13 protein-coding genes are annotated in these 15,299 nt (G+C 73.7%); 7 read left to right on the forward strand and 6 right to left on the reverse strand.

What is annotated here, in order from left to right; genetic code table 11:
- The first annotated feature begins 35 nt into the window (after positions 1 to 35).
- Genes ACFQ8E_RS13500 through ACFQ8E_RS13515 form a run of 4 tightly spaced genes read left to right on the forward strand, consistent with a single transcriptional unit; the run spans position 36 to position 3,682 of the window.
- Positions 36 to 2,162 carry a type IIA DNA topoisomerase subunit B gene (locus ACFQ8E_RS13500; protein WP_430551075.1) on the forward strand — a complete coding sequence of 709 codons (2,127 nt, stop codon included), beginning with the start codon at positions 36 to 38 and terminating at the stop codon, positions 2,160 to 2,162.
- A 59-nt stretch (positions 2,163 to 2,221) separates the two neighbouring features.
- Complete coding sequence (locus ACFQ8E_RS13505) at positions 2,222 to 2,665, forward strand: DUF4430 domain-containing protein (RefSeq protein WP_430551076.1); 444 nt, start codon at positions 2,222 to 2,224, stop codon at positions 2,663 to 2,665.
- Complete coding sequence (locus ACFQ8E_RS13510; RefSeq protein WP_430551077.1) at positions 2,662 to 3,276, forward strand: DUF6580 family putative transport protein; 615 nt, start codon at positions 2,662 to 2,664, stop codon at positions 3,274 to 3,276. Before ACFQ8E_RS13505 ends, ACFQ8E_RS13510 begins: the two co-directional genes overlap by 4 nt.
- 43 nt (positions 3,277 to 3,319) lie before the next feature.
- Positions 3,320 to 3,682, forward strand: a complete 363-nt coding sequence (locus ACFQ8E_RS13515) for a DUF2200 domain-containing protein (protein ID WP_430551078.1) — start codon at positions 3,320 to 3,322, stop codon at positions 3,680 to 3,682.
- A 41-nt stretch (positions 3,683 to 3,723) separates the two neighbouring features.
- Here the strand turns inward: ACFQ8E_RS13515 and ACFQ8E_RS13520 are convergent, their stop codons facing one another.
- From ACFQ8E_RS13520 to ACFQ8E_RS13530, 3 genes are all read right to left on the reverse strand, one after another.
- Positions 3,724 to 4,383, reverse strand: coding sequence for a GNAT family N-acetyltransferase (locus tag ACFQ8E_RS13520; protein ID WP_430551079.1), 660 nt, complete (start codon positions 4,381 to 4,383; stop codon positions 3,724 to 3,726).
- 68 nt (positions 4,384 to 4,451) lie between these two features.
- A complete protein-coding gene (gene metH / locus ACFQ8E_RS13525; protein ID WP_430551080.1) occupies positions 4,452 to 8,027 on the reverse strand; it encodes a methionine synthase in 3,576 nt (1,191 codons plus the stop codon).
- A 74-nt stretch (positions 8,028 to 8,101) separates the two neighbouring features.
- On the reverse strand, positions 8,102 to 8,995 hold the full coding sequence (locus tag ACFQ8E_RS13530; protein WP_430551081.1) for an SMP-30/gluconolactonase/LRE family protein: 894 nt from the start codon (positions 8,993 to 8,995) through the stop codon (positions 8,102 to 8,104).
- Between the two features lie 126 nt (positions 8,996 to 9,121).
- Between ACFQ8E_RS13530 and ACFQ8E_RS13535 the strand changes: the two genes are divergently transcribed.
- Both ACFQ8E_RS13535 and ACFQ8E_RS13540 read left to right on the forward strand, forming a co-directional pair.
- Positions 9,122 to 10,243, forward strand: coding sequence for a GNAT family N-acetyltransferase (locus tag ACFQ8E_RS13535; protein WP_430551082.1), 1,122 nt, complete (start codon positions 9,122 to 9,124; stop codon positions 10,241 to 10,243).
- A gap of 66 nt (positions 10,244 to 10,309) precedes the next feature.
- Positions 10,310 to 11,059 (forward strand): lysoplasmalogenase, encoded by a 750-nt coding sequence (locus ACFQ8E_RS13540; RefSeq protein WP_430551083.1) that lies wholly within the window; start codon positions 10,310 to 10,312, stop codon positions 11,057 to 11,059.
- On the opposite strand, the gene ACFQ8E_RS13545 is transcribed toward ACFQ8E_RS13540, so the two are convergent.
- Entirely contained in the window at positions 10,972 to 11,457 is a 486-nt protein-coding gene (locus ACFQ8E_RS13545) for a GNAT family N-acetyltransferase (RefSeq protein WP_430551084.1), read from the reverse strand. The genes ACFQ8E_RS13540 and ACFQ8E_RS13545 overlap by 88 nt on opposite strands.
- A 50-nt stretch (positions 11,458 to 11,507) precedes the next feature.
- On the opposite strand from ACFQ8E_RS13545, the gene ACFQ8E_RS13550 reads away from it, so the two are divergent.
- On the forward strand, positions 11,508 to 12,215 hold the full coding sequence (locus ACFQ8E_RS13550; RefSeq protein ID WP_430551085.1) for an alpha/beta fold hydrolase: 708 nt from the start codon (positions 11,508 to 11,510) through the stop codon (positions 12,213 to 12,215).
- Here ACFQ8E_RS13550 and ACFQ8E_RS13555 read toward each other — a convergent pair.
- Positions 12,212 to 12,775, reverse strand: a complete 564-nt coding sequence (locus ACFQ8E_RS13555; RefSeq protein ID WP_430551086.1) for an AAA family ATPase — start codon at positions 12,773 to 12,775, stop codon at positions 12,212 to 12,214. The genes ACFQ8E_RS13550 and ACFQ8E_RS13555 overlap by 4 nt on opposite strands.
- A 9-nt stretch (positions 12,776 to 12,784) precedes the next feature.
- Positions 12,785 to 15,268, reverse strand: a complete 2,484-nt coding sequence (locus ACFQ8E_RS13560) for a DNA topoisomerase (ATP-hydrolyzing) subunit A (RefSeq protein ID WP_430551087.1) — start codon at positions 15,266 to 15,268, stop codon at positions 12,785 to 12,787.
- Between the last annotated feature and the right edge of the window lie 31 nt (positions 15,269 to 15,299).

Genomic DNA, 15,299 nt, shown 5'->3' on the forward strand with positions numbered 1-15,299 from the left:
CGGTACAGGCGTTCGAATCGTCTACCCTCGTTCCCGTGACAGCCACCTCCGAGTCCGGGTACACCGCGCGCCACCTGTCGGTCCTCGAGGGCCTCGAGGCGGTGCGCAAGCGCCCCGGCATGTACATCGGGTCCACCGACTCGCGCGGCCTCATGCACTGCCTGTGGGAGATCATCGACAACTCGGTCGACGAGGCCCTCGGCGGCTTCGCGACCGCGATCCGCGTCGTGCTGCACGCCGACTCGTCGGTGACGGTGGAGGACGACGGCCGCGGCATCCCGGTGGACGTCGAGCCCAAGACGGGCCTGACGGGCGTCGAGGTGGTCTTCACCAAGCTGCACGCGGGCGGCAAGTTCGGTGGCGGCTCGTACACGGCGTCGGGCGGCCTGCACGGCGTGGGCGCCTCGGTCGTGAACGCGCTCTCGGCGCGGCTCGACGTCGAGGTCGACCGCAGCGGCAAGACGTACGGGATGACGTTCCACCGGGGGGAGCCGGGAGTCTTCGGGGACCCGGCCTCCGGCCCGTCGCCGGAGTCGCCGTTCGAGCCCTTCGTGTCCGGGTCGGAGCTCGCGATCGTCGGCAAGGCGAAGCGCGGCGTCACCGGCACGCGCGTGCGCTACTGGGCCGACCGGCAGGTGTTCCCCAAGACGGCGGTGTTCAGCTACGACGAGCTGGTCACGCGCGCGCGCCAGACGACGTTCCTGGTGCCGGGCCTGAAGCTCACGGTGCGCGACGAGCGCGGGTTGCCGGGCACGCCGGGGGAGTCGGGCCCGCACGAGGAGGTCTTCCAGCACGACGGCGGCGCGGTCGACTTCGTCGAGTTCCTCGCGCCCGACGCACCGGTCACGTCGACGTGGCAGCTCAAGGGCAGCGGCCACTTCACGGAGACCGTGCCGGTGCTGGACTCCCGCGGCCACATGTCCCCGCAGGAGGTGCAGCGTGACTGCGAGGTGGACGTGGCGCTGCGCTGGGGCGGCGGCTACGACACGGAGGTGCGCACCTTCGTCAACATCATCGCGACGCCCAAGGGCGGCTCCCACCTGTCCGGCTTCGAGCAGGGTCTGCTCAAGACGGTGCGCAAGCAGATCGAGACGAACGCGCGGCGACTGAAGGTCTCCACGAAGGACGCTGCCGAGCGCATCGAGAAGGACGACGTCCTCGCGGGCCTCACCGCGGTCGTCACTGTCCGCCTCGCGGAGCCGCAGTTCGAGGGGCAGACCAAGGAGGTGCTCGGCACCGCACCCGTGCGGGCGATCGTCTCCCGCGTCGTCGAGAAGGAGCTGGGCGCCCTCCTCACGTCGTCCAAGCGGGACGAGAAGGCGCAGTCGGCGCTGCTGCTCGAGAAGGTCGTGGCCGAGATGCGCGCCCGCGTCACGGCGCGCAAGCAGAAGGAGATCTCGCGGCGCAAGAACGCCCTCGAGGCGTCGTCGCTGCCGGCGAAGCTCGCGGACTGCCGCAGCGACGACGTGAACCGCAGCGAGCTGTTCATCGTCGAGGGCGACAGCGCCCTCGGCACGGCCAAGCTGGCGCGCTCGAGCGACTTCCAGGCGCTGCTGCCGATCCGCGGCAAGATCCTCAACGTCCAGAAGGCGTCGATCAGCGACATGCTCCGCAACGCGGAGTGCGCCGCCATCATCCAGGTGCTCGGGGCCGGCTCCGGACGGTCCTTCGACCTCGACGCGGCCCGCTACGGCAAGATCGTGCTGATGACCGACGCCGACGTCGACGGCGCGCACATCCGCACCCTGCTGCTCACGCTCTTCTACCGCTACATGCGCCCGATGCTCGAGGCGGGCCGCGTGTTCGCCGCCGTCCCGCCGCTGCACCGGGTGGAGGTGCTGGGCAGCGGCCGACGCAAGAACGAGTACGTGTACACGTACTCGGAGGCCGAGCTCACCGCGACGCTGAAGAAGCTCGACCGTGCCGGCCGCCGGTACAAGGAGGACATCCAGCGGTACAAGGGGCTGGGGGAGATGGACGCGGACCAGCTCGCCGAGACCACCATGGACCCGCGGCACCGTACGTTGCGCCGCGTCACGGTGGAGGGCGCCGAGGCCGCGGAGCGGGTGTTCGAGCTGCTCATGGGCAGCGACGTCGCACCCCGCAAGGAGTTCATCGTCGCCGGGGCGAGCACGCTGGACCAGTCGCGGATCGACGCCTGACCTCGTCCGCATGGCGGCCCGAGCGGCGGGCGCGCCCCGGTGATGGGTACCCTCTGGCCGTGAAGATCCCCCGCTCGACCTCCCGTTCGGCGTCCCGTTCGGCATCGTCCCGACTGCTCGCGCTGCTCCCGGCGACCGCCCTGGCCGCGGGCCTGCTCGCCGGCTGCTCCGGTGAGGGCACGCCCGACGCCGGCGCGTCGGCGACGGCCACCGCGTCGGTCGACCCGACGCAGCAGGTCGCGGAGAACCTCAGCGAGTTCTCCTACGCGGGCGAGGACGGCAAGACGGCGCTCGAGCTCCTCGAGCAGCACGACCCGGACGCGCAGGTCCAGGGCAAGGGCGAGAACGCCTTCGTCACCGCGATCCGCGGGCGCGGGGCCGACCCGGAGACGGAGTTCTGGGGCCTGTACGTCGACGACGAGATGGCCCAGGTCGGCGCGGGCTCGCTCGAGACCAAGGACGGGCAGACCATCACCTGGAAGCTCGAGGAGATCGAGCAGTGACCGCCGTGACCTCGCGCCTGGAGGCTCCGCTGGCCGCCCGCGAGCTCGTGCACCGGTGGTGGCGGCCCGCGCTGGCCGTGCTGCTCGTCGCGGGCGCCGTCGTCTGGCGGCTGGTGAAGACCGATCTCGGCGCGCCGCCGAATCTCGAGCTCTCGACCGCGGCGGCGTTCGCCGCCGCGGGGCTGCTGCGCCACCGGCTCGCGATGCTCGCGCCGTTGGTCGTGGTCGCGGTGAGCGACGTCCTGCTCGGGAACTCCTCGGTGCTGGTGTTCACGTGGACCGCTTGGGCCGTGATCGGCGTCGGCGCCTGGTGGGCCGGCCGCACCCGGGGTGGCGCGGGACGCCTCGTCGCCGCGCTCGGCTTCGGCGTCGGCAGCTCCCTGTTCTTCTACCTGTGGACCAACGCGGGCGTGTGGTGGCTCGGCCGGGGCACGTTCTACCCCGCGGGCCTGGACGGGCTGCTGGCCAGCTACGTCGCCGGGCTGCCCTTCCTGCGCCCGATGCTGCTGGGCAACCTGGTGCTCGTGCCGCTCGCCGCGGGTCTCGTCGCGCTCGTGGCACGGCTCGAGCGGGCGTCCGTGCCGGGCGTCGGCGCGGTCGCCGCGCGGTAGCCTCGACGGGAGCACACCCGACCGCCACGACAGGAGGCGACCGATGCCTGCCGACCGGATCCGGCGGATGCCCTTCGCCAGCGTGTACCCGCTCTACGTGCAGAAGGTGGAGCGCAAGGACCGCAGCACGGATGACCTCGACCGCGTCCTGACCTGGCTCACGGGCTACGACGACGCCGGCCTCGAGCGGGCCGTCGCCGACGAGGTGGACCTGGAGACGTTCTTCGCCCAGGCGCCCGCGATGAACCCGAACGCGTCACTCATCACCGGGGTGATCTGCGGTGTGCGCGTCGAGGACATCGACGACCCGCTGATGCAGCAGATCCGCTGGATGGACAAGCTCGTCGACGAGGTCGCCAAGGGCAAGAAGATGACGTCCATCCTGCGAGGGAGCGCGGCCGCCTAGCCTGTGGCCCGCGGCGATCGATCGACGGCGCCGGTCCGGGATCAGCGGCGCGGCAGGCGCATGCCCATGGTCAGCCCCCACGGGTGGTGCTCCAGCGTGCGGAAGCCCAGGTGCTCGTAGAAGCCGATCGCGCGCACGTTGCGCCCGCCGACGCCGAGGTGGATGCCCGGCGCACCGGCCGCGGCGACGGCGTCGAGCACCGCCTCGAGCACGCGGCGTCCGCGGCCGCCGCCCTGCGCCTCGGGCAGCAGGTCCACATGGAGGTGCGCGGGGAACTCGTCGAGCCACGGCGCCGTGGTGCGCGACGGCGCGTGGATCGCGCGCAGCAGCGGCGCGTCCGGCGACGCGTCGTCCTCCGCAGGGGCGGCATACCGCCGCCGCAGCGCCGGCCACCAGCTCTCCTCGCAGCGGCGCTCGAAGTCCGCGGTGCTCGCCGTGGCCACGCAGTACCCGAGGGGCGTGCCGTCCTCCCGCCGCAGGACGCGCGCCAGGTCGGGCTCCAGCTCGAGGTACGCGCCGAGGTAGACGTGGCCGAGCAGGTCGCCGTCGGCGTACAGCCCGGTGGCGTCCTCGCCCGAGTCGCCGGTGCGCAGGCACACGTCGTAGAGGGTGTCGCGGTCGGTGGGGCGGTATCGGTCCACGGCGATCGCCTGGTGGGGCCCCGCGGGCATGACGTCGTGACCGGTCTGCGGCGTGCTCATGCTCGTATCGTCCCTGGTTGCGCGCCCGACGTCGAACCTGGTCGACCCGACAGAGCACGCCCCAGGACTCACACGGAGAAGTACTTCGCCTCGGGGTGGTGGAAGACGAACGCGTCGGTGGACTGCTCGGGGTGGAGCTGCAGCTCGTCGGACAGCGTCACGCCGACGCGCTCCGGCCGCAGCAGCTCGACCACCTTGCGGCGGTCCTCCATGTCCGGGCAGGCGGGGTAGCCGAGGGAGAACCGGGCGCCGCGGTACTGCAGCTTGAACAGGCCCTCGACGTCGGTGGGCTCCTCGCCGGAGAATCCGAGCTCGTCGCGCACGCGGGAGTGCCAGAACTCGGCGAGCGCCTCGGTGAGCTGGACGGACAGGCCGTGCAGCTCCATGTACTCGCGGTAGGCGTTCGCCTCGAAGAGCTTCGCGGTGTGGCCCGAGACGGTGTCGCCCACGGTGACGAGCTGCACGGGCAGCACGTCGAACCGGCCGGTCTCCTCGGCGAACGACCGCGGCCGCACGAAGTCGGCGAGACACAGGTGCCGGTCGCGGCGCTGGCGCGGGAAGTGGAACCGCAGCCGCTCGGTGCCCGGCTCGCCCCCGGAGCCGCCGTCGGGCCCGTCGTGGTGCGCCACCACGACGTCGTCGCCCTCGGACCACACGGGGAAGTACCCGTACACGACGGTCGGGTCCATGATCTGGTCGGTGCGCACGCGCTCGAGCCACGCGGCCAGCCGTGGCCGGCCCTCGGTCTCGACGAGCTCCTCGTACGAGGCACCGTCCTCGCCTCGACCGGGCTTGAGCCCCCACTGGCCCATGAACGTCGCACGCTCGTCGAGGAACGCCGCGTAGTCGGCGAGCTGGACGCCCTTGACCACGCGGGTGCCCCAGAACGGGGGTTCGGGCACGGGGTTGTCGGCGGCGACGTCGGAGCGCGCCGGCAGGTCCTCCGGCGCCGTCTCGGTGACGGTGACGACACCGTGCCGGCGCTTGCGGAGCGCGGGCAGGCCCACGGACTCCGGGTCGGCGCCGCGCGCGATGGCGACGAGCGGCTCCATGAGCCGCAGCCCCTCGAACGCGTCCTTCGCGTACCGCACGGTGCCGGGGAACGCGGAGGCGAGGTCGTCCTCGACGTACGTGCGGGTGAGGGCCGCGCCGCCGAGCAGCACGGGCCAGCGCTTCTCCAGCCCGCGGGAGACCAGCTCCGCGAGGTTCTCCTTCATCACGACCGTCGACTTCACGAGCAGGCCGGACATCCCGATGACGTCGGCGTCGTGCTCCTCGGCGGCCTCGATCATCGCGCTGACCGGCTGCTTGATGCCGATGTTCACGACCGTGTAGCCGTTGTTGGTGAGGATGATGTCGACGAGGTTCTTGCCGATGTCGTGCACGTCCCCGCGCACGGTGGCCAGCACGACCGTCCCCTTGGAGCGGTCCTCGCCGCCCTCGACCTTCTCCATGTGCGGCTCGAGCAGCGCCACCGCGGTCTTCATCACCTCGGCGGACTGGAGCACGAACGGCAGCTGCATCTGGCCGGAGCCGAACAGCTCGCCCACGACCTTCATGCCGCCCAGCAGGTGGGTGTTGACGATGTCGAGGGCCTTCATGCCGTCGGCGAGCGCCTCGTCGACGTCCTCCTCCAGGCCCTTGCGCGCGCCGTCGACGATGCGGCGTTCGAGCCGTTCGCCGACGGGCAGCGCGGCGAGCTCGGCGGCGCGCTGGTCGCGCAGGGCGGTGGCGTCGACCCCCGAGAACAGCTCGAGCAGGTGCGCCAGCGGGTCGTGGACGAGGTTGCCCTCGTCGTCGTAGCGGCGCCGGTCCCACACCAGGTCCTCCGCCGCCTCCCACTGCTCGTCGGGGATGGCGTTGCGCGGCAGGATCTTCGCCGCGTGCACGATGGCGGAGTCCAGGCCCGCCTGCGTCGCCTCGTGCAGGAACACCGAGTTCAGCACCGTGCGTGCGGCCGGGTTCAGGCCGAACGACACGTTGGAGACGCCGAGCGTGGTGTGCACGCCGGGGAAGCGGGTGGTGATCTCGCGGATCGCCTCGATCGTCTCGATGGCGTCGCGCCGCGTCTCCTCCTGGCCCGTCGCGATGGGGAAGGTCAGGGCGTCGACGATGATGTCGTCCACCCGCATGCCCCAGTCGCCCGTGAGCTGCTCGACGAGGCGGGTGGCGATCGCGACCTTGCCGTCCTTGGTGCGCGCCTGGCCCTCCTCGTCGATGGTCAGCGCGACGACGGCGGCCCCGTGCTCCTGCACGAGCGGCATGATCTTCGCGTAGCGGGAGCCCGGGCCGTCGCCGTCCTCGAAGTTCACCGAGTTCACGACGCCGCGCCCGCCGAGCAGCTCGAGCCCTGCCTGCAGCACGGCCGGCTCGGTCGAGTCGATCACCAGCGGCAGCGTGGAGGCCGACGCCAGCCGCGAGACGACCTCGCGCACGTCCGCCACGCCGTCGCGCCCCACGTAGTCGATGCAGACGTCCAGCAGGTGCGCGCCGTCGCGCGTCTGGGCGCGCGCGATGTCGACGACGTCGTCCCAGCGGCCCTCGAGCATCGCCTCACGGAACGCCTTGGAGCCGTTGGCGTTGGTGCGCTCGCCGATCGCCAGGTACGACGTGTCCTGGCGCAGGTCGGTGTGGGAGTAGAGGGACGCGACGCCGTTCTCGCGCTGTGGGTCCCGGGCGGGCAGCTCCCGGCCCCGCACGGCCTCGACCACCTGGCGCATGTGCTCGGGCGTCGTGCCGCAGCACCCGCCGACCAGGCCGAGCGCGAACTCCTGCACGAACTGCGTGTGCGCGGCGGCGAGCTCCTGCGGCGTCAGCGGGTAGACGGCGCCGTGAGGTCCGAGCTCCGGCAGGCCCGCGTTGGGCATGCAGGTGACCGGCACCTCGGAGTGCCGCGCGAGGTGGCGCAGGTGCTCGCTCATCTGGTCCGGGCCGGTGGCGCAGTTCAGGCCGATCGCGTCGACGCCGATCGCCTGCAGCGTGGTGAGCGCCGCGCCGATCTCCGAGCCCATGAGCATGGTGCCGGTGGTCTCGACGGTGACGGAGACGATGACCGGCACGTCGCGGCCGACCTCCGCGATCGCGTCGTGGCAGCCCGTGACCGCCGCCTTCGCCTGCAGCAGGTCCTGGCTGGTCTCCACCAGCAGCGCGTCCGCGCCGCCCTCGAGGAGCCCGGCCGCCTGCTCGGCGAACGTCGTGCGCAGGTGCGCGTACGTGGTGTGGCCGAGGCTCGGCAGCTTGGTGCCCGGGCCCATCGAGCCGAGCACCCAGCGCGGGTGGTCGGCGGTGGCGAAGGCGTCCGCGCGCCCGCGGGCCAGGGCGGCGCCCGCCCGGGCGAGCTCGCGGATCCGGTCGTCGATGCCGTAGTCGGACAGGTTCGACCAGTTGGCGCCGAAGGTGTTGGTCTCGATCGCGTCGACGCCCACCTCGAGGTACTCGTCGTGCACGGCGCGGATGATGTCGGGCCGCGACACGTTGAGGATCTCGTTGCAGCCCTCGTGCCCCTCGTAGTCCTCGAGGGTGGGGTCCGCGGCCTGGATCATCGTGCCCATGGCCCCGTCGGCCACCACGACGCGCGTGCGCAGGGCCTCGCGCAGGGCGGTGGAGCGGGCGTCGGCGGCGGCGGGGTCGAGCGTGGTCGTCACCCGTGCAGCGTAACGGCGCGCGGCGCCGCTCGGACGGCGCGTCCACCGTCGCGAGCGGGCCCCGCGGGCCCGGCTCAGAGCAGCGGAGCGCCGTTCACGGTGAGCAGGATCGAGTACACCGACGTGGACGCCGTGACGAAGAGGCGGTTGCGCTTGCGGCCGCCGAAGGCGAGGTTCGAGACCTCCTCGGGCAGGTGGAGCCGCCCGAGGAGCGTGCCGTCGGGGTCGAGGACGTGCAGGGCCTCCCCGGCGGCCACCCAGACGCGGCCCGCCGTGTCGACGCGCACGCCGTCCGGCCCGCCGTCGAGCTCGGCGAGGACGTCCCCGCCCGTGAGTCGTCCGCCGTCGACGTCGAAGGCCCGCAGGTGCCGGCGTTGCGTGTCCGCGACGTACAGCCGCTGCCCGTCGACGGAGAACGCCAGTCCGTTGGGGCGCTCGAGGTCCGTCGCGACGGCGGCCACCTCGCCCGTGCGCGGGTCGACCCGGTAGACGTGGCAGCCGTCGATCTCCGGCTCCGCGTGCTCGCCCTCGTAGTCGCTCGTGATCCCGTACGGAGGGTCGGTGAACCAGACCGCGTCGTCGGCCGACACGACGACGTCGTTGGGGCTGTTGAGGCGCCGTCCCTGCCACCGGTCGGCGAGGACCGTCATGGACCCGTCGTGCTCCGTGCGCACCACGCGCCGCGGACCCTGTTGGCACGTGACGACGCGGCCCTGCCGGTCGATCGTGCGCCCGTTGGCGTAACCGGCGGGGGAGTCGAAGACGCTCACCGAGCCGTCCGTCTCGTCCCAGCGCAGCACCCGGTCGTTGGGGATGTCGCTGAACAGCAGGTAGCGGCCCGCGGGGACGTACAGCGGTCCCTCGGTCCAGCGCGCGCCGGTCCAGAGGCGCTCGAGGCGGCTGTCGCCGCGCACGGCGGCGAACCGCGGGTCGAGGAGCTCGTACACGGCGGGGACGGTCTCGGTCATCGCACGCTCCGTTGCGGTCGGTGCAGGTCAGGACGGTGCACCGTGCCACACGGCCGCCGCCCCGGACAAGCGCCGGCGGACGAAAAGGCCGTGCGGGGGGCCCCGGCGGTGCCTACCGTGTGGCCCATGGCGACCCCTGCCCCCGCCCCGCTCGCGCCCCTCGCGGAGCGCGCTGGCGCCCCGTCCGTCCTGCCGCCGCTCACGGCCGGCGGGCTGACCTGGCGCCCCGCGACCCGCGACGACGCCGGCGCCCTGCTCGACCTGCGCAACACGGTCGCGGAGGCGGACCGCGAGCCGTACCGGGAAACGCTGGACGAGCTGCTCGAGATCCTCGACGCACCGTGGCGCCGGCTCGCGACCGACTCGGTCGTGGGGCTCGACGCCGACGGTCTGCTGCGCGCCTACGGCTACGTCGAGACCATGCCCGGCGACACCAGCCGGGTGCGGGCGTTCCTGTGGGGGGCCGTGCACCCCGACCGCCGCGGGGAGGGCATCGGCCGGGAGCTGTTCGCCTGGCAGGAGGCACGGGCCCGCCAGATGCTCGCCGCCTCCGGCGCGAGCGTCCCCGGCCGGATCGGGGGGTTCCTCGAGGACACGGCCCCGGCCCCGAAGGTGCGGCTGTACGAGCGTGCGGGCTTCACGCCGCGCCGCTTCTACTCCGACCTCGAGCGCGACCTGCGCGACCTCGACGCGCACCCCGTGCCCGATGTCGCGCTCGACGACGGGCTCCGGCTCGTGCCGCTCGCCGACGACCTCGACGAGCCCGCCCGCCTGGCCCACAACGACGCGTTCCGCGACCACTGGGGCAGCGAGCCGCAGACCCCGGAGCAGTGGCGGAGCGGGCGCTCGACCTACGCCCCCGAGTGGTCGTTCGTGGTCGTGGACCCTGCGCCGGACGTCGCCGCCCTCCTGGCCGACCCGCGCACCGACGGCGAGACGGCGGCCGCGCTGCGGGCGGGTGAGCCGCTCGTCGTCGGCTACCACGTCGCGGCCCGGTTCACGGCGGACTTCGCGGTGCGCGGCCACCCGTTCGGCTACACGGAGATCCTCGGCGTGCGCCGCGCCTACCGCGGCCGCAAGGTCGCCGTCGCGCTGCTCGCCGCCGGCATGCGGGCGTTCGCCGCCGACGGCATGGCGGTCGCCGCGCTCGACGTCGACACCCAGAACCCGAGCGGCGCCCACGGCCTGTACGCGAGCCTGGGGTACACCGAGCGGCACGGCTCGCGCCTGGTGACGATCGAGCTCTGACCGGCGGACGGGTCTCACCCGACGGCGGGTTTCGGACTGACGTCCCGGGGCCCTAGGCTGCCCCGCGTGACCGACGTCGTTCATCCCGGGCTGCTCCCGGCGCCGCCGCAGCGGCTCCTGCCCACCGTCACCTCCCGCGCGGCCGCCGTCGCGCTGGCGATGCTCACCGTGCTGCACCTCGTGGCCCAGGTGGCCGAGGCCAGCACCTGGGCGCGCGTCACCCAGGTCTGCCTGATGCCCCTGCTCGCCGTGACGCTCTGGTGCGCCGCGCCCGCACCGCGCTCGCGGCTGGTGCGCCTGGTCGCCGTGGCCCTCGGCCTGTCCTGGCTGGGGGACACGGCTCCCGCGGCGTTCGAGGGTGATGCCGCGTTCCTCGTCATGGTGGGCTTCTTCCTGCTCGCCCAGGGTGCCTACGTCGTCGCGTTCTGGCCGACCCGGCGGGCGAGCGTCGTGCGCCGGCCGGCGCTCCTCGCGCCCTACGTCCTCGCGGCCGTGGCGCTCGTCGTGGCCTGCGCCCCGGGTGCGCCCGGGCCGCTGCTGGCCGCCGTGGTCGTCTACGGGGTCTGCCTGGTGGCGATGGCGGTGCTCGCCACGGGCGTGCACCCGCTGGCCGGCGCCGGCGGCGTCGTCTTCCTGGCGTCGGACGCCATGATCGCGCTGGGCGCCTTCACCGGCTGGTTCGACCCGCCCGCCTCCGGCTTCTGGGTGATGCTCACCTACGTCGCGGGTCAGGCGCTCCTGGTGGCCGGGGTGCTCGCCTGCAGCTGCAGCCAGCTGTCGGGCTCGGGGACGGGCATGAAGCCGGCGCGCTCGTAGATGCGCCGGCCCTGGTCGGACGCGCGCAGCAGGACCCGCTTCAGCCCGAGGGACTCGACGTCGGCCAGCGCGCCCGCGACGACGGCGCGGCCCAGCCCGTGCCCCCGGTGCGCGGGGTCGACGATCACGTCCGCGAGCCAGCCGAACGTCGCGCCGTCCGTGACCAGGCGGGCGTAGGCGGCGAGGTCGCCCGTCGCGGCGAGGACGCCGTAGCTCCGGGACCCCGCCATGGCGGCGCGCTGCTGCTCGCGGGAACGGCCGGCGGCCCAGTACGCGTGCGCAGCGAGCAGCTCGTGCACCCGGTCGGCGTCGATCCGCTCGGGGGCGGTGGTGAAGACGTAGCCGTCGGGCAGGTGGAGGTCGGGGAGGTCGAGGTCCGGCAGGTCGAGGTCGGGCATGGCGGCAGTGAAGCAGCCGACGTGTCGGAGGTCACGCCTAATCTCGGGACATGGACATCATCCTCGTACCCGGGTTCTGGCTCGACGGATCGGCCTGGGACGACGTCGTCCCGGTGCTCGCGGCGGCGGGCCACACGCCCCACGCCGTCACCCTGCCGGGACTGGAATCGGTGGACGCCGACCGCTCCGGCATCCGCCTGGCGGACCACGTGGACACCGTGGTCGCCGCGATCGACGCCGTCCCGGGCGACGCGCCCGTCGCGCTCGTGGGGCACTCCGCCGGCGGAGGGCTCGTGTACGCGGCCTCCGACCGGCGTCCGGACCGGGTCGCCCGCGTGGTGTACGTCGACTCGGGGCCGTTCGCCGAGGGCCAGGCCGTGAATGCCGACCTCCCGGCCGACGTCGTCGACCACGAGCTGCCCGCATGGAGCGAGTTCGAGGAGCAGGACCTCGTCGGGCTCGACGACGAGGTCCGCGCACGGTTCCGGGACCGTGCCGTGCCGCAGCCCGGCGGGACGGTCCGCGAGGGCCACCACCTCGGCGACGACGCGCGCCGGCTCGACGTCCCGACGACGGTGATCGCCTGCGAGATGCCCGGCGAGGTGCTGCGGGGCCTGATGGCCGAGGGCCACCCGTTCGTGGCCGAGCTGGCGCGCCTGCACGACTACGAGATCGTCGACCTGCCCACGGGCCACTGGCCGATGTTCTCGCGCCCTGCCGACCTGGGCACGGCGATCGTCGCCGCAGTCGACCGCTAGCGGACCGGGCGGGCGCGGCCGCGGGGGCCGACGGCACGGAGCGCGGTCGTGAACGCGTCGTCGGACGAGGTGGTCGCGACCGGGGTGCGCACACCGTCGCGGGCCTCGTCCCAGGACGCGTACCCGCCCAGCGCGACGTCCTGCCAGGTCGGCACACGCTGGCCCGGGAGGTCGGGCCGCCGGGCCTCGACGCGGCGGCGGTGCTCGGCGGCGTCCGCGAGCACGGTCTCGAGCACGACGGGGCGTGCCCCGGCGGCCCGCGCGGTGTCGGCCCAGGCCGACCGGGACTCCGGCACCGGGCAGACGGCGTCCACCACGACGTCGCCGCCGAGCTCGAGGTTGGACCGGGCGAGCAGGTGCGCGACCGCGTGGCCCTCGGGTCCGGCGGAGCGGGCGTCGCCGGTGCCGAGCGCCGCCTCGATCGCGTCGACCCGCACGTAGGCGGCGCGCAGCGCCCGGGCGAGACGCCGCGCCAGCGTGGTCTTGCCCGTGCCGGGGCGGCCCGTCACGACCACGAGGACGGGTACGTCGTCCGGCTCGGCGACGGGGCCCGCGCTCATGCCCGGCCGTCAGCCGATCGCGGCGACGGGCGCGGGCAGCGGCTGGCCCGAACCGTCGCGGCGGTCGGTGCTCTCCGGCAGCTCGGCCGGCTGACCGGCGCCGCCCACGGCGCGGGCGGGCCCTTCGCCCACCCAGGCCAGGACGAGGCCGTCCTCGCCCTTGAGGAAGCGGTGCGCGCGCACCCCGCCGGTGCCGCGCCCCTTGCCGGGGTACAGCTCGTACGGCGTGACCTTCGCAGAGCCGCCGCCCGTGCCGGGCAGCGCGCCCGACGTCCCCGCCACCGTGACGACCGTGTGCAGGTCGCGGGTCGCGGCCCTCGCGACGCCGAAGAAGACGACCTGCTGGCCCGCACCGAGGCGGATGCCCGCCATGCCGGCCGCGGCCCGGCCCTGCGGGCGCACCGCGGAGGCGTCGAAGTGCAGCAGGCTCGCGTCGGAGGCGACGAAGACGAGCTCGTCGTCCTCGCCGACCGGGCTCGCACCGACCACGCGGTCGCCGTCCTTGAGGGCGATGACGTCCCACTCCTCGCGGTTCGCGGGCACGTCGCCCGCGGCGACGCGCTTGACGACGCCGTTCGCGGTGCCGAGGGCCAGGGTGGGCGCGTCGTCGTCCAGCGAGACCACGGCCAGGGCGGTCTCGCCGGGCGCGAGCGCGACCAGCTCGCTCACCGGGATCCCGCCCGAGAGGGACGGCGGGCCGTCGACCGGGGGGAGCGCGGGAAGGTCGAGCGCGGACACCCGCAGGAGACGGCCCGCGGACGTCACGAGACCGACGTCGCCGCGCGTCGTGGTGGCGACGTCCCCGCGCATCGCGTCGTGGGCGTGCCGGCGCCCGGCGCGCTCGAGGGGCGCGTCCGCGGCCTCGCCCGAGGTGCGGGCCAGCAGCCCGGTGGCCGACAGGAGCGCCCGGGTGGGGGAGTCCGCGATCTCCAGGCTGATGGCCGGCGCCTTGCTGCGGCCGTTCGTCGCCGCCGGGGCGGTGGCGCCGCCGGCCGAGTCGAGCAGCACGGTGCGGCGCGGGGTGCCGTAGGTCGAGGCGACCTCGCCCATCTCGGCGCTGACGACGGCGCGCAGGCGCGCGTCGTCGGCGAGGATCTCCTGGAGCTCGGCGATCTCGCGCTCCAGCTCCGACTGCTCCTTCTCCAGCTCGATGCGGGAGAACTTGGTGAGGCGGCGCAGCTGGAGGTCGAGGATGTACGTGGCCTGGGGCTCCGAGAGGTCGAAGACGCTCATGAGGCGCTCGCGCGCGGCGCCCGCGTCGTCGGAGGTGCGGATGACCTGGATGACCTCGTCGATGTCGACGATGGCCAGCAGCAGGCCCTCGACCAGGTGCAGGCGCTCCTGCCGCTTGGCGAGCCGGAAGGTCGAGCGGCGGCGCACGACGTCGATCCGGTGGGCCACCCACACCCGCAGCAGCTCGAGGAGGCCGAGCGTGCGCGGCTGCCCGTCGACGAGGGCCACGTTGTTGATGCCGAACGAGTCCTCGAGCGGGGTGGTGCGGTACAGCTGCTCGAGCACGGCGTCGGGGTCGAAGCCGGTCTTCACCTCGACGACCAGGCGCAGCCCGTGGGTGCGGTCGGTGAGGTCCTGGACGTTGGTGACGCCCTGGATCTTCTTGGCCTTCACGCCGTCGGCGATCTTCTCGATCACCTTCTCCGGGCCGACGCCGTAGGGCAGCTCGGTGACCACGATGCCCTTGCGGCGGGGCGTGACGTTCTCGACGCGCGCCGTCGCGCGCGTGCGGAACGTGCCGCGCCCCGTGCGGTAGGCGTCGCGCACGCCGTCGAGCCCGACGATCTTGCCGCCCGAGGGCAGGTCGGGGCCGGGCACGAAGCGCATGACGTCGTCGAGCGTCGCGTCGGGGTTGGTGATGAGGTGCTGGGCGGCGGCCACGACCTCGACGAGGTTGTGCGGCGCCATGTTCGTCGCCATGCCGACCGCGATGCCGGACGAGCCGTTGACCAGCAGGTTCGGCACCGCGGACGGCAGCACCGCGGGCTGCGTGAGCTTGTTGTCGTAGTTCGGGACGAAGTCGACGACGTCCTCGTCGAGCCCCGCGGTCATCGCCATCGACGGCGGGGCGAGCCGGGCCTCGGTGTACCGCGGAGCGGCCGGGCCGTCGTCGAGGGAGCCGAAGTTCCCGTGACCGTCGACCAGCGGCAGGCGCATCGAGAAGTCCTGCGCGAGGCGGACCAGCGCGTCGTAGATCGCGGTGTCACCGTGCGGGTGCAGCTTGCCCATGACCTCGCCGACCACGCGCGACGACTTCACGTGCGCGCGGTCGGGCCGCAGGCCCATGTCGGACATCATGTAGAGGATCCGGCGGTGCACCGGCTTGAGGCCGTCGCGGGCGTCCGGCAGGGCGCGCGAGTAGATGACGGAGTACGCGTACTCGAGGAACGACGTCTCCATCTCCGCCGCGACGTCGATGTCGACGATCTTCTCGTCGAACGGCTCGTCGGTGGCGGGTGCGCTGCTGCTCTTGCGCGCCATGCGGTGCGGCTCCTGAGTTCGATGGACGGCT

Source organism: Isoptericola sp. NPDC056573 (assembly GCF_042793335.1).
GTDB lineage: Bacteria > Actinomycetota > Actinomycetes > Actinomycetales > Cellulomonadaceae > Isoptericola.